The sequence below is a fragment of the Methylobacterium variabile genome (genome assembly GCF_001043975.1).
Classification (GTDB): domain Bacteria; phylum Pseudomonadota; class Alphaproteobacteria; order Rhizobiales; family Beijerinckiaceae; genus Methylobacterium; species Methylobacterium variabile.
In genome coordinates this window covers 1-21800 of sequence record NZ_LABY01000159.1, presented here as the reverse complement: position 1 = coordinate 21800, position 21800 = coordinate 1, and the positions used below count along the sequence as shown (strand labels likewise).

General features: G+C 72.9%; 20 protein-coding genes. 13 read left to right on the top strand and 7 right to left on the bottom strand.

Annotated elements, in window-relative coordinates; all coding sequences use genetic code 11:
* Positions 1-63: 63 nt before the first annotated feature.
* Both VQ02_RS21510 and VQ02_RS21505 read left to right on the top strand, forming a co-directional pair.
* Positions 64-627, top strand: coding sequence for a hypothetical protein (locus VQ02_RS21510; protein WP_048446262.1), 564 nt, complete (start codon positions 64-66; stop codon positions 625-627).
* 367 nt (positions 628-994) lie between these two features.
* Complete coding sequence (locus VQ02_RS21505; protein WP_048446261.1) at positions 995-1438, top strand: DMT family transporter; 444 nt, start codon at positions 995-997, stop codon at positions 1436-1438.
* A gap of 8 nt (positions 1439-1446) precedes the next feature.
* Here the strand turns inward: VQ02_RS21505 and VQ02_RS21500 are convergent, their stop codons facing one another.
* Positions 1447-1683, bottom strand: coding sequence for a hypothetical protein (locus VQ02_RS21500; protein ID WP_048446260.1), 237 nt, complete (start codon positions 1681-1683; stop codon positions 1447-1449).
* 232 nt (positions 1684-1915) lie between these two features.
* Here VQ02_RS21500 and VQ02_RS21495 point away from each other — a divergent pair, with 232 nt between their 5' ends.
* The 4 genes from VQ02_RS21495 to VQ02_RS21480 all read left to right on the top strand — a co-directional run bounded on the left by VQ02_RS21495 (position 1916) and on the right by VQ02_RS21480 (position 5629).
* Positions 1916-2908: a Gfo/Idh/MocA family protein gene (locus tag VQ02_RS21495; protein WP_048446259.1), complete on the top strand. Its 993-nt coding sequence runs from the start codon at positions 1916-1918 to the stop codon at positions 2906-2908.
* A gap of 420 nt (positions 2909-3328) precedes the next feature.
* Positions 3329-3598, top strand: a complete 270-nt coding sequence (locus VQ02_RS21490) for a hypothetical protein (protein ID WP_048446258.1) — start codon at positions 3329-3331, stop codon at positions 3596-3598.
* Positions 3595-4794, top strand: a complete 1200-nt coding sequence (locus VQ02_RS21485; RefSeq protein WP_048446257.1) for a glycosyltransferase family 4 protein — start codon at positions 3595-3597, stop codon at positions 4792-4794. Before VQ02_RS21490 ends, VQ02_RS21485 begins: the two co-directional genes overlap by 4 nt.
* Positions 4795-4798: 4 nt before the next feature.
* A complete protein-coding gene (locus VQ02_RS21480; RefSeq protein ID WP_053080486.1) occupies positions 4799-5629 on the top strand; it encodes a WecB/TagA/CpsF family glycosyltransferase in 831 nt (276 codons plus the stop codon).
* On the opposite strand, the gene VQ02_RS21475 is transcribed toward VQ02_RS21480, so the two are convergent.
* The 4 genes from VQ02_RS21475 to VQ02_RS21460 form a co-directional block, all read right to left on the bottom strand.
* Complete coding sequence (locus tag VQ02_RS21475) at positions 5559-7532, bottom strand: right-handed parallel beta-helix repeat-containing protein (RefSeq protein ID WP_048446255.1); 1974 nt, start codon at positions 7530-7532, stop codon at positions 5559-5561. The two genes, VQ02_RS21480 and VQ02_RS21475, sit on opposite strands and share 71 nt — an antisense overlap.
* An 81-nt stretch (positions 7533-7613) precedes the next feature.
* Positions 7614-10712, bottom strand: a complete 3099-nt coding sequence (locus VQ02_RS21470; protein ID WP_048446254.1) for an efflux RND transporter permease subunit — start codon at positions 10710-10712, stop codon at positions 7614-7616.
* 105 nt (positions 10713-10817) lie between these two features.
* The gene (locus VQ02_RS21465; RefSeq protein ID WP_425339916.1) at positions 10818-12059 is read right to left on the bottom strand and encodes an efflux RND transporter periplasmic adaptor subunit; all 1242 of its coding nucleotides are present in this window, start codon (positions 12057-12059) and stop codon (positions 10818-10820) included.
* A complete protein-coding gene (locus tag VQ02_RS21460) occupies positions 12056-12712 on the bottom strand; it encodes a TetR/AcrR family transcriptional regulator (protein ID WP_048446253.1) in 657 nt (218 codons plus the stop codon). The genes VQ02_RS21465 and VQ02_RS21460 overlap by 4 nt, the downstream gene beginning before the upstream one ends.
* Positions 12713-12850: 138 nt before the next feature.
* Between VQ02_RS21460 and VQ02_RS21455 the strand changes: the two genes are divergently transcribed.
* From VQ02_RS21455 to VQ02_RS21440, 4 genes are all read left to right on the top strand, one after another.
* Positions 12851-13030: a hypothetical protein gene (locus VQ02_RS21455; protein WP_048446252.1), complete on the top strand. Its 180-nt coding sequence runs from the start codon at positions 12851-12853 to the stop codon at positions 13028-13030.
* Between the two features lie 642 nt (positions 13031-13672).
* Positions 13673-14326 (top strand): ABC transporter ATP-binding protein, encoded by a 654-nt coding sequence (locus VQ02_RS21450; RefSeq protein WP_048446301.1) that lies wholly within the window; start codon positions 13673-13675, stop codon positions 14324-14326.
* A gap of 79 nt (positions 14327-14405) precedes the next feature.
* A complete protein-coding gene (locus VQ02_RS21445; RefSeq protein WP_048446251.1) occupies positions 14406-15647 on the top strand; it encodes a KpsE/RkpR family capsule polysaccharide export protein in 1242 nt (413 codons plus the stop codon).
* 170 nt (positions 15648-15817) lie between these two features.
* Complete coding sequence (locus VQ02_RS21440) at positions 15818-17044, top strand: MFS transporter (protein WP_048446250.1); 1227 nt, start codon at positions 15818-15820, stop codon at positions 17042-17044.
* 189 nt (positions 17045-17233) lie between these two features.
* Here the strand turns inward: VQ02_RS21440 and VQ02_RS21435 are convergent, their stop codons facing one another.
* The gene (locus VQ02_RS21435; RefSeq protein ID WP_048446249.1) at positions 17234-18625 is read right to left on the bottom strand and encodes a TAXI family TRAP transporter solute-binding subunit; all 1392 of its coding nucleotides are present in this window, start codon (positions 18623-18625) and stop codon (positions 17234-17236) included.
* Positions 18626-18730: 105 nt separating this feature from the next.
* Here VQ02_RS21435 and VQ02_RS21430 point away from each other — a divergent pair, with 105 nt between their 5' ends.
* Both VQ02_RS21430 and VQ02_RS21425 read left to right on the top strand, forming a co-directional pair.
* Positions 18731-19252, top strand: a complete 522-nt coding sequence (locus VQ02_RS21430) for a RecX family transcriptional regulator (RefSeq protein ID WP_083469358.1) — start codon at positions 18731-18733, stop codon at positions 19250-19252.
* Positions 19253-19344: 92 nt separating this feature from the next.
* Positions 19345-19770 carry an OsmC family protein gene (locus tag VQ02_RS21425; protein WP_048446248.1) on the top strand — a complete coding sequence of 142 codons (426 nt, stop codon included), beginning with the start codon at positions 19345-19347 and terminating at the stop codon, positions 19768-19770.
* Between the two features lie 46 nt (positions 19771-19816).
* Here the strand turns inward: VQ02_RS21425 and VQ02_RS21420 are convergent, their stop codons facing one another.
* Positions 19817-20821 (bottom strand): 2-hydroxyacid dehydrogenase, encoded by a 1005-nt coding sequence (locus VQ02_RS21420; protein ID WP_083469352.1) that lies wholly within the window; start codon positions 20819-20821, stop codon positions 19817-19819.
* Between the two features lie 285 nt (positions 20822-21106).
* Here VQ02_RS21420 and VQ02_RS21415 point away from each other — a divergent pair, with 285 nt between their 5' ends.
* Entirely contained in the window at positions 21107-21706 is a 600-nt protein-coding gene (locus VQ02_RS21415) for an SH3 domain-containing protein (protein WP_048446246.1), read from the top strand.
* The last annotated feature ends 94 nt before the right edge of the window (positions 21707-21800 follow it).

The window sequence follows — 21800 nt, the reverse complement described above, 5'->3', positions numbered from 1 at the left end:
GCGCGGTATAGGCCCGGCCGGCGCGAGGGGCTTCCTCCCGCGCCTGCCGCAGAGGTCGAGGTCATGCCGGACGCGCCCACCATCTACGCCAACACCCTGATGGCCCTCAGCCTGCGCCGGCCGGGCATCCTGCAGGTGACCCTCGGGACCGCCGGCTTCAGCGGCGAGGACATCGAGGTCGCGGTGCGGCTCGCCGTGCCGGAGGACACCGCGGTCGAGATCGTCGAGGCCCTGGTCGAGGGCCTGCAGGCCGCCGCCGAGGAGGACGAGGACGACGACGAGGCCCCCGAGCCCTACGAGGCCTCGGTCGGCGACGTCGCCACCGCGGGACTGCTCGCCACCACGCTTGCCACCGCCATGGGCGACGCCCTCGATCTCCTCGCCTCGCGGCCGGACTTCCTCGAGCGCCTGACCGAGATCGAGGAGCGCGCCGTGCTGACGACGCGCAACTCCGTCTCCGAGGGCGTCTCGGTCGACGACGAGGCCAAGGCGGTGCGCGACACCGTCGCGGTGCTCCAGAGCCTGTTCGCCCAGTGGCGCAAGGACCACGTTCCCCCGGCTCCTCCGCCGCCAGAGCCCCCGCCCCCGGCACCTCAGCCGCCCGAGGACGAGGCGCCGAAGGCCTGATCGTGGCTCAGCCGGGACGGTCGCGGGGCGCGTGCGGGCGCTCCGCCTTCCGGACATGGCCTCTGCGTTCTCGGGGAAGGACGCCGCAGCGGGCGGATAATGGTTCGTGTCCGACGATTTCGGCCGCTGGCAGCCGACCTCCGGGGCGATGCCCCGTGTCGTCATGCGTCCGGAAGTCCGGTCCGTGGTGATCCACGCGCAACCGGTTGGCTGAAACCCCGCCTGGATCGGCCCGGGCGCAAGCAGGGCTCCCGCACGAAGCGGAAGGCTGTCCTCGGCACAGCCGGTCCGACCGGATACGGCGAGGGACGCCGAGACCCTCGGGCGCGAGCGGTGTTGACTGTGCTCGAAAGTGGAGCCGCGCCCCATGCCAGTCCTCGCCGCCCTGATCGCCATCGTCGCCGGAATGCTCAACACCGTCCAGGCGGGGGCGAACGCCACCCTGAACAAGGCCCTGGGGGAACCAATCCTGACCGCCCTCGTCGTCTCGGCCGCCAACGCGGTGGTCTACCTCGCCGCCGTGCCCTTCGTCGGCCTGGGCTGGCCCGGAGGCGGGCGTCTCGCGCAGGTACCGTGGTGGGCCTGGCTCGGCGGCGCGATGGGCGGTGCCTACGTGCTGGCGATGATCGTCCTGGCGGGGCGGCTCGGGGCGGCGGTCTTCACCGGCCTCACCGTCACGGCCGGCCTCGTTACCTCGGTCCTGCTCGACCATTACGGCTGGGTCGGTTTCGCGCAGCATCCGGCCGGCCTGTGGCGGATCCTCGGCTGCGGGCTGATGGTCGGGGGCGTCGCGCTCATCTCGCTGTTCTGAGCGCCAGCTCAGCGCCAGGCGCGGGCGTCCCGGCCCGGGACCGGCGCCACCTGCTCGGTGAAGGACGGCGCGCGGCTCTCACGGGGATCGACCATGTTGGCATCGGCGAGGAGCAGAGTCGCGGCCGAGGCCCCGAGCCCCGTGATGATGAACCCGTAGGTCACGGCGCGCGGCGCCCCGAAGTGCCGGACGATGACCGCGACCGCCACGGCCACGGCGAGAAATCCAACGGCGCTGTGCCACATGAGAACATCTCTCCCGCTGCGGGACACCCGGTCCCTCTCGGGGGAGTGCACTGCGACCGGCGTGCCGGAGGCCGCGGATCTCGTCCTGCGGGCGGCTGAGGCTGGAGAGGTTGCACCGGCGCCGATCCTCGCCCCTGCCCGACATCGCGACGATGGCGGACGCCGCGCGAGCCGCGTTCCGCTGGCGCCTGTTAGGCTCTATGAGGGGCGCGTCGGCCACCCGGGATCCCAGATGCACCCCACCCCCGCTCCCCTCGCCCTCGGCATCATCGGCGCCGGCATCATGGGCGAGCGCATGCTGAACGCCGTTCTGGGGCAGGACGGCGCCCCCGTCCGCGTCGCCGCGATCTGGGACCCGAGTCCGGCCGCCCTCGCGCGCATCGCGGCCGCCTTCCCGGACGTGCCCCGGGTCGCGGACGCCGCCGCCGTCGTGGCGGCGAGCGAGTGCGTCTACGTCGCCTCCCCGCCCGCCTCGCATCTGGGCCACGCCCGGGCGGCGCTGGCGGCGGGGCGGAGCGTCTTCTGCGAGAAGCCCCTCGCCGTCGACCTCACCGAGGCGCGCGATTTCGTGGCGCGGGCGGGCGGCCGCGGCGCAGTGAACTTCCCGTTCGCCTCGTCCCTCGGCGTCGCCGCCCTGTCGCAGTGGATCGCCGAGGGCGCGGTCGGCGCGCCGCGCCGCCTGACGATCGAGGTCGCCTTCGCCCGCTGGCCGCGGCCCTGGCAGGCCGACGCCGCTCGCTGGCTCGACGCGCCGCAGGAGGGCGGCTTCACCCGCGAGGTGGTCTCGCACTTCCTGTTCCTCAGCCGCCGCCTGCTCGGGCCCCTGCACGACCTGACGGCGCGGGCGGAGTTTCCCGAAGCCGGCCGCTCCGAGCGGGCGGTCGCGGCGGAGTTCAGGGCCGGCGACGTGCCGGTGGTGCTGCGGGGCCGGGTCGGCGACACCGCACAGGACGACCACAACACCTGGACCCTCAATGGCGAGGCCGGCACCGTGCGCCTGCGCGACTGGGCGATCGCCGAGCGGCGCCGGCCGGACGGCGGCTTCGAGGCCGCGCCCGATGCCGTGCCGAACGAGCGCGCCCGCCCGATCGCCCTCCGGCGCCAGCTCGAGGGCGTGGTGCGGATGACCCGCGGCGAGCCGCACCACCTCGCCACCCTGGCGGAGGCGCTGGAGGTCCAAGAAATCGTCGAGGCCATCGTGACCCGGGGCGACGCCGGCCGCTGAGGCCGCCGACCCGGACATCGCGTCACACCCCGGTCGCGCTCGGGACCCCGCAGGTCGCGGGGGGCACCCGGGCGCGGTCGCGAGCGCGCGTCGGCAGCAGGTGGCTGCGATTGCAGCCGAATCCAGCTTGCAACTGTTTTCCGGCGGTGTTCCAGCACAGACGTCGGCGTCATCTCACGTGTGCGCGAAGAATTTCATCCGCTCGTCCTTCTGCGTGCGGATCGGTAGTTTTCCGCAACTGAATATTACCACCTCACGCGTTATGTCTTCGCAAGATCGTCGACCGCCACCCGAATGCTCTCGGGCACCGTCGCCGGTCAGGGTCGGCAGATCCCGGCGCAGATCCGGAAGGCCCGGTACGACGAACGATAGACTTCGGGGTGATCGCGCAGATCAGCCACAGGCATCGGGTTGCGAGAGATGGCATCCAGGAAGGCACCGATCACCGGCGTCACCGGCCAGGACGGCGCGCGCTCGTCCGAGCGTCTCCTCGCCGAAGGCTGCGGGATCCGTCGCGACGGGCGCCGCCCGTCGCACGCCGGCGCGGCACGGGTCGACCTCGCGCACCAGGATCCGCACGAGGGGACCGCCCGCGTGCGCCCGCATTCCCGCGGCGTGGCCGGCACCGGCGCGCCGCTGCGTGCGTGCCTCTCCGCCGGCGGCCGCACCGGCGGCGGGCGGCACCCGTGAGCGCCGGCACGCCCCCGCTCCGGATTCTCATCGCCCACAACCGCTATCAGGTCCGCGGCGGCGAGGATGCGGCGGTTGCCCGCGACCTCGCCGCACTCGAGCGGGCCGGCTGCGCAGTCGAGGCGGTCTATCTCGACAACGAGGCGATCGATTCCGGCCTCGCCCGGCTGCGGACGGCCCGGGAAGTGGCGTACGCGCCGCGGGGCATCGCCCGGGTGATGGCGGTCGCGCGCCGCTTCGCGCCGGACGTGGTCCACGTCCACAACTCCTTCCCGCTGCTCTCGCCGGGCATCCACGCGGTGGCCCGGGCCGCCGGCCACGCGACGGTGCAGACCCTCCACAATTACCGGCTGATCTGCCCCGGCGCCCTCCTGATGCGCGACGGGACGCCGTGCGAGATCTGCGTCACCGGCTCACCGTTCCAGGCGGTGCGGTTCGGCTGCTACCGCGGCTCGCGGGTTGGCACCCTCGCGGTCGCCCGGATGGTTGACAGCCATCGCCGGGCTGGGACCTGGCGGCGCGACGTCGACCGGTTCGTCGCGCTCACGCCCTTCGCGCGGGAGCGCTTCGTCGCCGCCGGCTTCCCGGCCGAGCGGATCCGCATCCGGGCGAACGGGCTGCCCGACCCGGGTCCCCCCTCGGACGCCCCCCGTGACGGGATCCTCTACGTCGGCCGGCTCAGCCTGGAGAAGGGCGTGCTCGTCCTCGCCGAGGCCGCCGCGCGGAGCCGGGCCCGGATCACCGTGATCGGCGAGGGGCCGCTCGCCGGCGCCCTCGCCGGGCATCCGGGCCTCGACCTGCGCGGACCCTGCGCCCCGGACGCCGTCCAGGCCGCGATGGCGCAGGCCGTCGCCGTCGTCATCCCATCCGTCTGCTACGAGGGACTGCCGATGGCGATGGTGGAGTCCTTCGCGGTCGGCACCCCGGTCGTCGCCTCGCGGATCGGATCCCTCGCGAGCCTGGTGACCGACGGCACCACCGGGCTCCTCGCCGAGGCGGGAGATCCCGCCGACCTCGCCCGGGCGCTCGACCGCATCCACAACGACCCGGCGGCCGCGACGATGGGGCGGGCCGCCCGCGCCGTCTACGAGCGCGAATGGCGCGAGGACGTCACGACGCGCGCGCTCCTCGAGATCTATCGGGAGGCCGTCGCCGCGCGGGCGGCGGACGTGCCCCATGCCAGAACGGGAACCTGACAGCGTGGCCCACGATCCGACCATCCCCTCCTTCGAGATCGGCGGCATCCCGGTCTCGGCCACCGGCATGGCCGGGCTGGTCGAGGCGGTGGGGCGGCGCCTCGCCGCCGGCCCGGCCCAGCCCGGCAGCTTCGTGGTGTTCCGCGACGCCCATGGGGTGGTGCGGGCGCAGACCGACGCGGCCCTGCGCGCCGCCCACCACGACGCCCTCCTCGTCTGCGCCGACGGGCGGCCCCTGAGCTGGATCGGCCGGTGGCGGGGCCTCTCCACGCTGCAGCAGGTGCCGGGGATCGAAGCCGTCGAGGCGGTCTGCCGGGCCGGCGCCGCCGCGGGCTGGCGGCACTACTTCCTCGGCGGGGCCGAGGGGGTCGCGGACCTGCTCGCCACGACGATGCGCGCGCGGATCCCCGGGCTGCGGGTGGCGGGCGTCGAGACACCGCCCTTCCGCCCCCTCGACACGGCGGAGATCGAGGCGATGCGCGCGCGCATCCGGGAATCGGGGGCGCAGATCGTCTGGGTCGGCCTCGGGACGCCGAAGCAGGAGCTGTTCATGGCGGCCCATGCCCCCCACCTGCCCGGCACCATCGCGATGGGCGTGGGCGCCGCCTTCGACGTCGCGACGGGGCGCATCCCGCGGGCGCCGCGCCTGCTCCAGATCGCCGGGCTCGAATGGGCCTACCGCCTCGCCCGGGAACCCCGGCGGCTCTGGCGGCGCTACCTCGACACGATCCCGCGCTTCCTGCTCATCGCCGCCCGCGACGCGCTCAGCGCCCGAACGGCGCCCCGGCCGTCCGCTCCCGGCGCATCCGGGCGAACGGGATCGTCGGCAGCCTGAGCCCGGTGCCCTCCGTCAGGGCGGAGAAGTCCATCGGGTCGACCGAACTGCGCGCCAGCGCCGGCAGGTCGCCGCCGGCGCGAGATCCCGCCGGCCCGCGGTTGCGCGCGACGGTCTGTTCCGCCTCCCGGCCCCCGTCGGTGAAGCGGAACGGGTCGCTGAGCGCCAGGAGGTTGTCGGCGAGCACGTTGCCGGTCGCGACCGCCGGGCGGTCGTAGAGGATGCCGGCGAGGGCCGGGTAGCGCGCCCGCCACGGGGCCGACCCGACCGGCATCGCCGCGTAGGCGCCGCGCAGCTCCGATTGCGGATCGCTCACGGAATCGCGGGCCCAGGTCTCGCCGCGGGAATCGACGTGGACCGCCGGGCTCGTGGCGACGAAGACGTTGCCCTCGATCCGGTTGTCGCGCCCGCCCCCGATGAAGACCGCCTGATCGACCCGCAGGAACAGGTTTCCCGTTACCGTGAAGCCGCTCGCCATGTCGTCGAGGTAGACGCCCTTGACCTCGCGATCGGTGCTGGCGCGGATGTCGTGCAGGAAGTTGCCGGCGATCACGGTGCCCCGCGCGGTCCAGTCGCGGCCGGCATAGATCGCGCCGTTGTCGGTGGCCCCGGCCAGCAGGTTCGCGATCTCGTTGCCGGTGACGCGGTGGTCGTTGCCCCGGATGTGGAGCGCGTAGGCCGGCGAATCGTGGATGTAGTTGCCGGCGACCTCTGCGCCGACCCCGTCGATGGCGACGGCCGGGTGCTGCGTCAAGCGCAGGCGGGCGTAAGCAGTGAGGCGGCTGTCGCGCAGGAACAGGCCGCCGGGAGTGAGCGCGCGGCGGTCGCCCCCCGAGAGCACCACCGCCTCGGCGCCGGTCCCTGTGATGTCGCACCGCTGGAGGCCGCCCGACTCGGCCCCCGTGAACGCCGCGCCGCGCCCGCCGGCGAAGGTCAGCACGCTGTCGGAGACCACCACGTCCCGTCCGCCGCGCACGCTCACGAGGTCGCCGCGGGCCATCGCGAGGCGCAGGCTCTCGATCCGCACATGCGCGGCACCGTCGAGGGCGAGCAGCGCGTCGGCCACCGACACCTCGACGGCCGACCCCCCTCGGGGCCAGGCGAGCAGGATTCCGCTCCTGCCGTCGCGCCACCAGGCGCCGGGCCGGTCGAGGGCGGCCAGGGCATGGACGAGGCGGACGGGCGCGCCCGGGCGGATGCCGTCGTAGGGCGCGGGGTCCACGGTGAGCCGCACGCCGCTCCCCGTCCGGGCCGTCCGCGCCACCGGGAGCGTTTCGAACAGCCAGCCCCAGCGCCAGTAGCCCTCGGCCCAGAGGTCAGGCTCGTCGCGCAGGCTCGATGCGAGGCTTTGCGGCAGGCCCGTCAGGGTGAAGCTCGACGCGTCGCCCTCCGCGACCCCGGCGAAGTCCTCCGCGGGCCAGTGCGCCGGGTGCATCGCGCCCTCGCCGTCGAAGACCTCGAAGGCGGGGGGCGACGGCGGGCCGTTGAGGACCAGGGGGACCTGGATCCGGGACGGCGCCCGCGCCGGAGCCGGCAGACGATAGGCACGGACATGGCCCCGCGCCGCCGGCGGCAGGCGGGCCGCGAGGGCGGGGTCGAGGGGGACCGGGTCGAGGCGGACGCTGCCGACGAGCCGCGCCGACCCGTCGGCCGGGCCGCGGATCACCAGGGGCGACCCGGCACTGCCGCCGTCGCCCGGGCCGAGACGCACGGCGTCGGCGAGGCGGTGGGTGCCGGGCTGGAGCGCGATGACGATCGCCGCCCGGGGATCGCGCGCGCGCCGCCGCCGGGCCTCGGCTATCGCTTCGCCCAGGCCGGCGACCCGGATCTCGGACGGGGCCGCGGCGGCCGGGCCTTGCGCCCAGCCGAGCAGAATCACGCCGAGGAGGAGCGGGACACGCATGGGCGAGCTCCGTTCAGCGCCGGTTCGGCCGCCTGACTTGCGCCGACGGGAGGGATCTGGGCGGCGCCACGCTTGAGGCCCCTACTCCGCCGCGACCGGCCGGTGCGGGCCCTCCGCCTCCGGCTCGTCCACCGTCCCGATGAAGCGGCCGAACAGGCGGCCCATCAGGCGCGACAGGTCGTCCATCAGGATGAAGATGGCGGGCACGAAGAGCAGCGAGAGCAGCGTCGAGACGATCAAGCCCGAGATCACCGCGATCGCCATCGGCGAGCGGAACTCGCCGCCGATGCCGAAGGCCATGGCGCTCGGCACCATGCCGGCCGCCATCGCGATCGTCGTCATCACGATCGGCCGGGCCCGCTTGGCGCCGGCCTCGGTGATGGCGGTGATGCGGTCGACGCCGCGGGCCATCTCCTCGACCGCGAAGTCGACCAGCATGATGGCGTTCTTCGTCACCACGCCCATCAGCATCAGGATGCCGATCACCACCGGCATCGAGATCGGCCGGTTGAAGATCAGCAGGCCGAGGATGGCGCCGCCGATCGAGAGCGGCAGCGAGAACAGGATGGTGAGGGGCTGGAAGAACGAGGCGAAGAGCAGGATCAGCACGCCGAGCACCATCATCAGGCCGGCGCCCATCGCCATCGCGAAGCCCTCGAACACCTCGCCCATCACCTCGGCGTCGCCGGTCTGGCGCAGGGAGACCCCGGGCGGCAGGTTCTTCGCCGCCGGCACCTCCATCGCCTGCTTGATCATCTCGCCGAGCGCGTCCGAGCCCTGCATGTTGGCCTCCAGCGCCACGCGGACAGCGCGGTCGTAGCGGTCGATCGCGGTCGGGCCGCGGCCGAGGCTGATGTCGGCGACCGCCGCGAGCGGCACCGAGGCGCCGTTCTTGGCCGGGACCTTCAGGCTCTCCAGCGCCGAGAGGTCGCCGCGCAGGGCCATCGGCAGCTGCACCCGGATCGGGATCTGCCGGTCGGTGGCGTTGAACTTCGCGAGGTTCTGGCCGATGTCGCCGATCGTGCCGACCCGCACCGTCTCGGCGATGGTGTCGGTCGAGACGCCGAGGTCGGCGGCGACACCGGCTTTCGGGCGGATGCGGACCTCGGTCCGGTCGAGGGGCGCCGTCGACATCACGTTGACGAGGTTCGGCAGGGCCGCGACCTCGCGCTGCATCCGCTCGGCGACGTCGGTGACGGTCGCGGTGTCGGCGCCGGCGACGATCAGGCTGAAATCGCGCTGGCCGCCCTCGCGCAGGGACCAGTAGCGCACGTCGGGCTCGTCGCGCATCAGGTCCATGATCGCCGCCTCGACGTCGGCCTGCTTGCGGACGCGGGCGTTCTTCGGCGTCAGGTTGATGGTGAGGGTGGCGAGCCGCACCTCCTTCTTGCCCGGCAGCTGGCGGCCGCCGTCGACGAAGACCGAGGCGACCTCCGGCAGGGTGCGGATGCGCTGGGCGATCCGGTCGGTGACCGCGATCGTGTCGTCGAGGCGGGCGCCCGGCGGCAACTCCACCACCATCAGGGTGCGGGCGGCATCCTCCTTGGGCAGGAAGCCGGCGGGCAGGAGGCTCGTCGACATGATCGAGGCGGCGAAGAGCGCGAGGCCGACCACCAGGGTCACGAACTTGTGCCGCACCGACCACCGCACGACGCGGTTGTAGGTCCGCATCACCGGCCCCTCGCGCTCCTCGTGGTGGCCATGGTCGCGCAGGAAGTAGGCCGCCATCATCGGGGTGATGAGGCGGGCGACGAGCAGCGACATGAAGACGGCGGCCGCGATGGTCAGGCCGAACTGCTTGAAGTACTGGCCTGCGATGCCGCCCATGAACGACACCGGCGCGAAGATCGCGACCAGCGTCGCGGTGATCGCGATGACGGCGAGGCCGATCTCGTCGGCGCCCTCGATGGCGGCCCGGTAGGGCGACTTGCCGAGCCGGATGTGGCGGACGATGTTCTCGATCTCCACGATCGCGTCGTCGACCAGGATGCCGGTGACGAGGGTGATGGCGAGCAGGCTCACCGCGTTGAGCGAGAAGCCCATGGCGCTCATCGCCCAGAAGGTCGGGAAGACCGAGAGCGGCAGCGCCACCGCGGCGATCAGCGTGGCGCGCCAGTCGCGCAGGAACAGGAACACCACCAGCACCGCGAGGGCCGCGCCCTCCATCAGGCTGTGCATGGCGGATTCGTAGTTGCCGATGGTGTTGGTGACGGAGCTGTCGATCCGGTCGAAGCGCACGCCCGGATAGGCCTTGGCGAACTCGTCGATCTTCTTCGCCACCACCTCGGCGACCGAGGCGTCGCTGGCGCCGTTCGCCCGCGAGATCGCGAAGGCGACCACCGGCTCGCCGTTGAGGCGCGCGAAGGTGCGGGGCTCCTCGGCCCCGTCGCTCAAGGTGGCGAGGTCGTCGAGGCGCACCTTGCGCCCGCCCGGCAGCACGATCGAGGTCGCGGCCAGGGTCTCGAGGGTCGAGGAGGCGGCGAGCGTGCGGATCGACTGCTCCTGGCCGCCGACCTCGGCCCGGCCGCCGGCCATGTCGGCGGAGGTCAGGCGCAGCTGCCGGTTCACGTCCGCCGCGGTGATGCCCAGCGCCAGCAGCCGGTCGGGCTTCAGGGTCACCCGCACCTCGCGGGCGACGCCGCCGAGGCGCTCGACGCCGCCGACGCCGCGCAGGCCCTGGATCTGGCGCGCCACCACGTCGTCGACGAACCAGGACAGGTCCTCCGGCGTCATCGCGGGGGCGGACGCCCCGTAGACCATGATCGGCAGGCCGGCGATCTCGACCCGGGTGATGATCGGCTCGTCGATCGTCCGCGGCAGGTTCATCCGGATCTTGGCGATCGCGTCCTTGACGTCGTTGACCGCGCGGTCGGTGTTCACCTCGAGCCGGAACTCGATCGTGGTGGCCGAGGTGCCCTCGGTGATCGACGAGATGATGTGCTTGACGCCCTTCACCCCCGCCACCGCGTCCTCGACCCACTTGGTGACCTGGGTCTGCAGCTCGCTCGGTGCGGCGCCGGCCTGCGTCACCGTCACCGAGACGATCGGGATGTCGATGTTGGGAAAGCGGGTGATCGGCAGGCTGCGGAAGCTCACGAGGCCGAGCAGCCCGAGCACCAGGAACAGCACGATCGAGGGGATCGGCTTGCGGATCGCCCAGGCGGAGACGTTCAGGCGCATCTGGCGGGCCCGGTCAGGAGAGAACGAGAGCATCGTCGGCGACGATGCGGCATGAGAATCGCGCTGCGAGGCCCGATCGCGTGACGGTCGGATCGCGCAGCGGCGTCAGGGACGTCCGGCCTCGGCGGTGGCCGGGAGCGCGGGGTAGATCGGGCGCACCCGGTCGCCGTCGCGCAGGAAGCTGCCGGCCCGGGCCACCACGGCGTCGCCGGCCCGGACCCCGTCGCGGGCCTCGATGAAGCCGCCGGCCGAGAGGCCGGTGCGGATGGCGCGGGCCTCGACCCGCTCACCATTCACCACCAGCACGGTCGGGCCCGACGGCCCGTAGACCACGGAGGCCAGCGGCACGGCGACGCCGGTGCGGCGCGCCGCCTCGACGGCGCCGCGGGCGAAGGCGCCAATGCGCAGGCGCGGATCGGCCTCGAGCCGGATCCGGACCTTGCCGAGGCGCGTCGCCCGGTCGATCTCCGGGTAGACCACCCGGACGCGCCCGGACACCGCGACCGGTCCTTCCGGCGTGTCGAGATCGAGGCTCGCGGGAGCGCCGGCGCGCAAGCGGGCGAGCCCGGTCTCCGGCACCTCGCCCTCGAGCTCGATCTCGCCGCGGGCGATCAGCCGGAACAGCGGCTCTCCCGAGGCGCTGGCGGTGGCGCCGACCCGGGCGGTGCGGCGGCTGACGATGCCACCCTCCGGCGCCCGGATCTCGGTGCGGGCGAGCTTCAGCTCGAGTTCGCTGCGCTGGGCCCGCGCCTGAGCGAGGTCGGCCTGCGCGATGGCGAGCCCGTTGCGGGCGGCGGAGAGCTTGCCCTCGGCCGCCCTCGCCGTCGAGACCCGCTGCTCCAGCACCGCGGCGGTGGCGTTGCCGGTCTTCATCAGCGCCTGGGCCCGCTCCAGGGAGAGCGCGGCCTCGACCTGCGCCGCCTCGACCTGCACGATGGTGCTGCGCGCCTGCTCGACCGCGCCCTCGGCCCGGGCGATGGCGGCGGCGTTCTGGGTGAGCTGGGTGTCGATCATCTCGCGGGAGAGCCGCGCCAGCACGGCGCCCTTGGCGACCCGGTCGCCCTCCTCGACCAGCAGCTCGGTGATGCGGCAGCCCTCGATCTCCGGCGAGACCAGGATCTCGTCCCGCGGCACCAGAGTGCCGGTGACGACGGCCCGCTCGACGATCTCGCGCTCGGAGGCCACCGCGACGGTGACGGCCGGGGCGGGCGCCGCCGCGACGACGGGACCGGCCGCGCGCGTGCCGTCGGCGGCACGGGCCGGAACGGGGAGGCAGGCCGCCATGAGGACCGGGAGGACGGCCGAGCGGATGGGCAGGCCGCCGGCGCGGCGATGGAGGCGGGTCATCGGGCGGGTTCCGGGTTGGACGGTGCGGCGCCCGTCGGGTCGAAGCGGCCCTCGAGCGCCGCCCCGATCAGGGTCAGCATGGCGTCGATGATCGGGCCGGGGGAGAAATCGGGAGAGAGGGCGCGCCGGACCATGATGCCGTCGGCCATCACCATCGCCAGCCGGGCGAGGAGCTCGGGGTCGGCCCGGAGCGCCCCGGGGCCGGAATGGCGAGCACCGGCCTGGCGGTAGAGGTCGGAGAGCCGCGCCGCGATCTCACGCTCGAAATCCCGGCAGATCGCCGCCATCGCGGGATTGCGGGTCGCCTCGGCCCACATCTCCAGGCAGAGCACCGCCTTCTCGGCCGGCGCATCGGCGAGGTGGCGCCGGGCGAGGCCCGCGAAGGCCTCCATGAGGTCGGGCGTTGCCTCGATACCGGCGAAATCCTCGGCCACGCTGGCCCGGTCGCGCTCCGCCAGGCCGGCGACGATCGCGTCCTTGGACGGGAAGTAGCGGTAGAGGTTGCCGGGGCTCATGCCGGCCTCCGCAGCCACGTCGTGCATCGTGGCGCGGTGAAAGCCGTGGCGGACGAAGCAGCTCTCCGCCGCGTCGAGGATGCGGGTGCGGCGCTCCTCGGTGGAGTCGAGCCGGGCGGTGGTGGGATGCGGAGGCAAGCGACGACGCCTTGAGAATGAACGTTCATTCTCTACACCCAAATGCGGAGTTCCCGCAACGTTCGATCCCGTGCAACCTCCCCCGACCGGCACGCGTTAGAAGTCCGGATATCAGTCTTCAGTGGGAGGACATGTTTCATGGCCATCTTCCAGGTCAGGCAGGCCGCGACGGGCGCGATCCTCTGGACCGGCGGCGCCGAGAACGAGCAGCAGGCCCTCGACGCGATGGCGCGCGAGGCGGGCTACTCCGACTTCTCGGCGATCCCGGAATCGCTGCGCGGTGCGGGCACCAAGGTCGACCGTCTCAACCTTGGCTGATCCAAGGGCCTCGGCGCGGCCGAGGCTCGCACCGATCTGCCGCCACCATGGAGGCCGGGTTCGCCCCGGCTTTTTTCATGCTTACGGGATGATCGGCACCGAATGGTTAAGGAAAGGTTGCCATACGGCGTCGCCCCGCGTTCGGTTACCGCATCACGCTCGCCCGCTACAAGGCGGATCTCGCGCGCCGACACGCCCGTCAGGAGAGGAAAGGCCGGGATCAGACATCGCGAGGTCCGCGGATCTGGACGGTCCGCTCCCTGGGCGGGCTTCGGCAGGAGCAGTGGCCGTTTTGCCACGCAAACCTGCGGCAGACCGAAAAATTCTATGAGCGAAGCGTTGGCTTGCCAGCGCAAGGCCACTTCGGCCATCAAATCCTTCGCGCACCGAGATCGTGGGCCATCCTAGAGGAGCCTCGGAGAGGCCCGATCGCTGGGTGCCGCCGGCCTGCCGTGCCGTAGCGCGGGCGGGCCGTTTTCTCAGATTCGCCGCTTTTTCCGCCTACCTCCGACAGGCCGGCTCCCGCGACCGGCCTCGTTAACCGTGCGGATGGCGGCTCGGCGCATGATCGGACAGGCCTCCGGCCCGCCCGGCGCGCCCCCGGGCGGCCACCGCCATCCCCGCGAGCGCGTCTCACCGCCGATGATCCGCTTCGACAACGTCACCAAGATCTACAAGACGGACGGGTACCGCCGCACCATCCTCGACCGGGCCTCCCTGACCCTGAAGCCCGGTGTGAGCTACGGCATCCTCGGCATCAACGGCGCCGGCAAGTCGACGACGATGCGGCTGATGTCCGGCAGCGAGCTGCCGACCCGGGGGCGGGTGATCCGCACCATGCGCGTGTCCTGGCCGCTCGGCTTCGCGGGCGGCTTCCATCCGATGATGACGGGACGCGAGAACGTGATCTTCGTCGCCCGCATCCACGGCGAGGATCCGCGCAAGGTGCTGGCCTTCGTAGAGGACTTCGCCGAGCTCGGCGACTACATGAACGTGCCGATCCGCAACTACTCGTCCGGCATGGGGGCGCGGCTCGCCTTCGGCATGAGCATGGCGATTCCCTTCGACTGCTACCTCGTCGACGAGATCACCGGCGTCGGCGACGCGCGCTTCGCCAAGCGCTGCGAGGAGGTGTGGAGCAAGCGGCGGGCGAACGCCGACATCATCATGTGCTCGCACTCGATGGACACGATCCGCGACTACGCCTCGCAAGGGATCGTGCTGGCGAACGGCCGCGCCGTGATCTATCCAGACATCAACGACGCGATCGAAGTCTACCAGCGCCTCAACCAATGAGCGCCGCGCCTCCCTTCGCCGCCCCTGCCGGCCGGTGCGCCCCGCGCCCCGGCCCTGCCCGCAGCCGGAACCCCCTGTCATGACCATCGACGCCCGCAATCCGGAAGGCAAGGCGCTCAGCCCCGCCGACCGCTCCCGGCTGATCGGCGAGGCCCTGCGGCAGGCGGCCCGGGTGTCGCGCTTCTCGAACCCGAACAAGTCCACCATCCGGACGATCCGGGCGCAGCAGCGCCGGGACATTGTCACCCCGCTGCTGTTCCTGTTCCTGTTCGTGATCCCGGCCGTCGCGAGCACGGTGTTCTTCGGCCTCTACCTCTCGGACCGCTACGTGACCGAGGCGCGGTTCGCCCTGCGGCCGGCGATCGGCGGGGCCGAGAAGGCCACGCCGGACCAGGTCGGCACCACCTCGAGCATCCCGTCCCAGATGATCGCCCAGGATTCAATGATCATCGGCGAGTACATCAAGAGCCGGGCGATGATCGAGGTACTCGAGCGCGCGCTGCCGCTGCGGCAGATGTTCTCCCGCGACGACATCGACCACTATTCCCGCTTCGATCCGGAGAAGCCGATCGAGAAACTCGTCCGCTACTGGCACGATCGGGTCAAAGTCAACGTCGAGAACTCTGGCCTGATCGAGGTCGCGATCAACGCCTTCAGCCCGGACGATTCCCTGGCGCTGAGCCGGGTCGTGCTGGCCGAAAGCGAGCGGCTGGTGAACCAGCTCACGGCCCGGGCCCGCAACGACGCCCTGGCGGAGAGCGAGCGCGAGATGAAGCGCGCCGAGGAGCGGCTGACGAAGCTGCACCTGGCGGTGCGCGACCTGCGCAACCGGGACGGCGTCCTCGACGCCCAGAAGGCCAACGACACGAACTTGAAGATGATCGCGGAGATCCGCTCCCAGCGGATCGGCCTGGCGGTGAAGCTCAGCCTGCTCCAGCGCGACCTGCGGGACGACAGCCGCAGCATCCAGGACCTCAAGGCGCAGATCGCGCAGCTCGACGAGACCATCGCCCGCATCGAGCGTGAGGCGGTCAACCAGGACCCGGAGCAGCGTCGGGTGCTCTCGGCCACGCTCACCAAGTTCGAGGAGCTCGACGCCGAGCGCAAGACCGCCGAGAAGTACTATGCCGCGACGATCTCGGCCCGGGAGCGTTCCCGGATGATTGCCGACCGTCAGATCGAGTTCTTCAGCATGATCGTCGAGCCGGTGCGGGCCGAGTCGTCCCAGCAGCCGCGGCGCACTCTCTACATCAGCATCTCGGTGGCCCTCTCGGCCCTGGCCTTCGGCCTCTCCGTCCTGTTCCGCAAGCTCCTCGCCTGACCGAAGCAGACCTGCACGGCGCGATTCTGCTTCGGCTTTTGTTTCTGCGTCGTTGTCTCCGCCGGACCGGTCACCAGTCCGGCGGAGACAACGACGCTCGGCGCCCGCGCGCGGGCGCGCCGTCGATCTCGAAAGCCCCGCCGGCGGACCTGGTGGGGTACGGAACTGCCATGCACGCCCCCGCCCCGTCCGGCTGGACGCTCTTCCGCAACCGTGACTTCCGGCTCTTCGGCGGCGCCCGCTTCCTTTCCGGCCTGGCCTACCAGATGCTGGCGGTGGCGGTCGGCTGGTTCGTCTACGACCTCACCCGCAGCGCGCTGGCGCTGGGCCTCGTCGGCCTGGCGAGCTTCGCGCCGGCGATGCTCGGGGCCCTCGTCACCGGCCACGTCGCCGACACCTACGACCGGCGCCGGGTCGCGGCCCTCGCCTACGGGCTCCTGGCGCTCGCCGGCCTCGGCCTGATGGCGCTGGCCGCCTCGGGCGCCGCGCCGGTCTGGCCGGTCTACGCCCTGATGGTCCTCGTCGGCACGGCCCGGGCCTTCGCCAACCCGGCGAGCCAGGCGCTGCTGCCGACGCTGGTGCCGCGCGAGCAGTTCGGCAGCGCCATCGCGCTCAACTCCTCCCTGTGGCAGAGCGCCTCCGTCACCGGCCCGGCGCTGGGCGGCCTGCTCTACGCCCTCGGGCCCGCGGTGGTGTTCGGTCTCGCGGCGGCGTGCTTCGGGCTCGCCGCGCTGAGCGTCGCCGGCATCCGCCCGCCGTCCGCCGCCGTCACCGCCCGGCCAGCCCTGACCTGGGGCACGCTGCTCGCCGGACTGACCTACATCCGCTCGCAGCCGGTCGTGCTCGGCGCCATCACCCTCGACCTCGTGGCGGTGCTGCTCGGGGGCGCCACCGCGCTCCTGCCGATCTTTGCCCAGGAGGTGCTCCTCGTCGGCCCCCTCGGCCTCGGGCTCCTGCGCAGCATGCCGGCCTTCGGCTCGGTCGCAATGGCGATCCTCCTCGCCCACCGCCCCCTCACCCGCGGGGTCGGGCCGCGGCTCCTCATCGCGGTCGGGGTCTTCGGCCTCGCCACGGTGGGTTTCGGCCTCTCGACCTCCCTGCCGCTGTCGATGGCCTGCCTGTTCGTCACCGGAGCTGCCGACATGGTCAGCGTCTACGTGCGCCAGAGCCTGGTGCAGGGCGAAACGCCGGACGCGATGCGGGGCCGGGTCGCTGCGGTCAACACCGTGTTCATCGGCGCCTCGAACGAGCTCGGCGAGTTCGAATCCGGCACGCTGGCGGCCCTGGTCGGTGCCGTGCCGGCGGTGGTGGTCGGCGGCGTCGCGACGGTGGCGGTGGCGGCGCTGTGGGGGCGGCTATTTCCGGCCCTGCGCCGGCGCGATCACCTGATCACCTAACGACCACGTCGCCCGGCCCGGATCCGGGCCGGAGGCTCGCCTGCGACAAGGAATGCCGACGCGGGCACGTCCGATGTCGAGCTCTTCGGAAGCCACGAAGCGGTCCGGCTCGCGTCGACGTGTCGAGCCGTGCCGGGAGATCGGGAATGGACCGCGACCGCTGGCGTCGCTCCCCGGACCGACGATCGATCAGGCTCCGCCTGCCGGGTGCAGCGACAGCACCCGCCCGACCCGCTCCCGCGGCGGAGCGCCGTCCCGCCGGCACTCGGCCACCGCCGCCCGGGCGGCATCGACCGCGAGGATGAGCGCACTCATCGTGCGAATGTCGGTGGAGTGGGCGCGGGCATGCCGCACGACGTCGATGACGAGGCCGTCGATCTCGACCGCGAGGGCGGTCAGCGCCGCCTCGTCCTGCGTCGCCCGGGCCTCGGTGAGGATCGCCAGCAGGCGGTCGAGGACGGCGTCGATGCGGGCGCGCTGCTCGCGGGCGAGGCGCTGGCCGAGCCAGGCCACCGCCGAGCCGAGGCCGCCGCCGAAGAACGCCACCAGGTAGACCCAGTCCTCGTAGCGCTGCAGGAAGGTCTGCTGCTCGCGCTCGTAGTAGTCGACCGCGCCGGGATGGATCGGCAGGCGGGCGCTGGTCGCCTCGGCGGCGCTGTCGAATTCCGGTGCCTTCATCAGGTTGGCAGTCGAGGACATCGCGGCGAGGCGCGAGCGCAGCTCGAACAGGTGCTGGGTCACGCTCGCGGCGGTGTCGCGGCTCAGGGAGGCCCGGGCCATCAGCCGGTAGGAGGCGCCGACGGTCTTGACGTCGTCGTCCGGCCGCTTCGGGCGGCCGCCGAAGGTGCCGGCCGCGATGGTGACGGATTGCAGCTCCGGCAGGCGCTGCACGATGGCCTCGCCGTCGGGAATCGCGACGATCACCGCGCCGCGGCCGGGCGAGGCGGATTCCACCGCCTGCACCACCCGGGCGGCGGATTTCGCCGAGGGGGCGGCGATCACCGCGGCGGCGTCGATCCGGTGCTCGGCGAGGGCCGCCGCCACCTCCGAGGCCCGCAGCGGCACCACGGCGACGCTGCCGGGGGCGGTCGGCGCCGTGTCGGCCGGGACCGGCGTCAGGGCGTAGTAGGCGAGCAGGCTCGCGACCAGGGGCTGGTCGGCGCCGTGATGGGCGACGAGGCCGAGGCGCTTGCCGGCGAGGTCCGGGAAGGCCTGGATGCCGGAATCGGGTGGAGCGGCCACCACCAGGGCCTCGTCGTGCAGCACCGCCAGCGTCAGCCCGTTCTCGGGCAGGCGCACGTCGGGCCGCACCACGGCGAGGTCGGCCCGGCCGCTCTGGAGCGCCGCGGCGCTGTCGCGCACGTCGTCGCACGGCACGACCTCGAGGCGTATATCCTCCCGGGCGCGGGCGAGCGCGTCGGCGTAGGCCTGGATCAGATGGGATTCCACCCGGTCCCGCGGGCCGACCGCGACCCGCAGGGTGGTCGGCCGCGACAGGTAGAGCACCGCGCCGGCCACGGCCCCGAGGACGAGGGCCGCCAGGAGGAAGAAGGATTCACGCTTGTGCAGAAACGCCGGCATCACCCCTCGCACGGGTCCGGGGCGGACGCCACCGCCGGGACGGAGGCGATCCGGGACGGGGACGAAGAAGCCGGCCGCGATGGCGGATTGAGGGCGGCGCGGCCGATCACCCCGGCCTATCTCGAGCGGGCGGCCCTGTACTACCTCGAACGCTACGGCGCCTCGGCCGAGATGCTGCGCCGCGTGCTGCGGCGGCGGGTCGAGACCCGCTGCCGGCTGCGCGGCGAGGCGCCGGGCGACTTTGCCGAGATGGTCGAGGCGGTGGTCGCCCGCGCGCTCGGGGCCGGCCTCGTCGACGACGCCGCCTTCGCGGCCGCCAAGGTGCGCTCCCTGCGCCGCCGCGGCGGCTCGGCCCGGGCGATCGGCGCCAAGCTCGCGGCCAAGGGCGTCGACCGCGACACCGTCGGCGCGGCGCTCGCGGAGGAGGCAGGAGCGGAGGGCAGCAGCGAGGACCAGGCCGCCCGCGCCTATGCCAGGCGCCGCCGCCTTGGCCCGTTCCGGCCGGAGGCCGCCCGGGCCGCCGCGCGGGAGCGTGATCTCGCCGCGATGGCGCGTGCGGGCTTCGCCCTCTCCCTCGCCCGCCGGGTGATCGATGGCGACCTGGAGGATGACCTTGCGATGCCGTGACCTACCTGAGGCCGGGACCGAGCGGGCGCCATGACGGCCCCGCCGCGTCCGGGGCCGGGATGCGGCCTCGCGCCAGTTCACGGGAGACGAGCATGAACCGCAAGGCGAGCGCCGTTTGGCAGGGCAGCGGCAAGGACGGCAAGGGTCAACTGACCACCCAGTCGGGGGTGCTGTCGAGCAATCCCTACGGCTTCAACACCCGCTTCGAGAACGAACCGGGCACCAACCCGGAGGAGCTGATCGCCGCCGCGCATGCGGGCTGCTTCACCATGGCGCTGGCCTTCCAGCTCCAGGGCGCCGGCTTCACCGCCGACGAGCTGCGCACCGAGGCGGTGGTGAGCCTGGAGAAGGACGGCGAGGGCTTCACCATCACCCAGTCGGCCCTGACCCTGACGGCCAAGATCCCGGGCATCGACCAGGCGAAGTTCGACGAGCTCGCCGGAATCGCCGAGAAGAACTGCCCGGTCTCGAAGGTGCTCAACGCCAAGATCAGCCTGAAGGCGACGCTTCAGGCCTGAGACGCATGACGGGTGCGCCCGGCACAAGGAGCCGGGCGCGTTCGCCTCACAGCATGCTGGGCAGGATGCGGTCCGGCGGCCGGTGGCCGTCGAGGAAGGTCTTGATGTTGATGATGACCTTCTCGCCCATGTCGACCCGGCTCTCGTGGGTGGCCGAACCCATATGCGGCAGGAGCACCACCTTGCCGGCCCGGGCGAGCTTGACGAGGCGCGGGCTCACCGCCGGCTCCTGCTCGAACACGTCGAGGCCCGCGCCCGCGATGTCGCCGACTTCGATCAGGCGGGCGAGCGCGGTCTCGTCGATCACCTCGCCGCGGGCGGTGTTGACCACCACGGCCTCGGGCTTGAGGAGCTTCAGGCGGCGGGCCGAGAGCAGGTGGTAGGTCGCCGGGGTGTGCGGGCAGTTGACCGAGACGATGTCGACCCGCGCCAGCATCTGGTCGAGGGATTCCCAGTAGGTCGCCTCGAGGTCGCTCTCGATCCGGGCGCCGACCCGGCGGCGGTTGTGGTAGTGGATCGACAGGCCGAACGCCTTGGCGCGGCGCGCCAGCGCCTGGCCGATGCGGCCCATGCCGACGATGCCGAGGCGCTTGCCGGTGATGCGGCGACCGAGCATCCAGGTCGGCGACCAGCCCCCCGTCCAGGCATCCTCGGGGATGATCCGGGCGCCCTCGGTGACACGGCGTGCCACCGAGAGGATCAGCGCCATCGTCATGTCGGCGGTGTCCTCGGTCAGCACGCCCGGCGTGTTGGTGACCGTGATGCCGCGCTGGAGCGCCACGCCGATGTCGATGTGGTCGACGCCATTGCCGAAATTGGCGATCAGGCGCAGGTTCGGCCCGGCCTGGGCGAGCAGCGAGGCGTCGATCTCGTCCGTGACGGTGGGCACCAGCACGTCGGCCTCCTGCAGGGCCTGCGCCAGGGCGCCGCCGGTGAGCGGCGTGTCCTCGTGGTTGAGGCGCGCGTCGAACAGCTCGCGCATCCGCGTCTCCACGACGTCCGGCAGGCGCCGGGTGACCACCACGAGCGGCTTGCGCTTCAACGACATGATCCCTCCCTCGCCCCCAGGCAGCTCGGCGTCCGGCCTGCCCGCGCGACACGCGACACGGCGCCCGCACCCCTACGATAGGCGACGCAGCGGCCCGGCGAAAAGCCCCGCCTTGGTGCGGCCCGGCCGAACTCGATACGTTCCGTTAACCACGTCCCGGCGATAGGGACCGGTACGCTACGCTCGAACCGGCCGGGGCGCCGCACCCGGCGGCCTCTCTAGCAGAGGTTGACCGGAAGACAATCCGCGCCGCGGCCCCGGCGCGGCCGGATGGGAGACCGACAGCCGATGCGCCACCCGCGCCTCCTCGCCACCCTGACGCACGCGGCCCTGCTGCTCGCGCCGTTGGCGGCTCCGAGCCCCGCCGCGGCGCAGGCGCCTGCCACCACCCCTGCCGGCCCCCCCGGCGTGGTCGGGATCAGCATCGGCCCGGCGACGAAGCTGCCGCTGCCGCGCTACGTCAGCCTGAAGACCGACCGGGTGAACCTGCGCGAGGGGCCGTCGAAGGACCACCGCACCCTGTGGGTGTTTCAGCGGGCGGGGCTGCCGGTCGAGATCGTGGCCGAGTTCGAGACCTGGCGCCGCATCCGCGATTCCGAGGGCACCGAGGGATGGGTGCTGCACTCGCTGCTCTCCGGCCGGCGCACCGCCGTGGTGCTGAACCGCGGGGGTGCCGACAAGAGCGCGCCGGTGCCGCTCTACGACCGGGCCGATGCCGGCAGCGGCGTGGTGGCCCAGCTCCAGGCCGGGGTGATCGGCAGCGTGAAGACCTGCGACGGCACCTGGTGCCGCCTCGTGGTGGCGCTGCCGCAGAAGCGCGGCGACGTCGACGGCTACATGCGCCAGGACCGGCTCTGGGGCGTCTATCCGAACGAGAAGGTGGAGTGACGCGAGAAGGGCCGCGTCCCTGCCGGGAGCGCGGCCCTCGAAGAACTCGCGTGTGCGGGTGGGGTCAGGCCCGGCCGCCGCGGCGGCCGGGCCT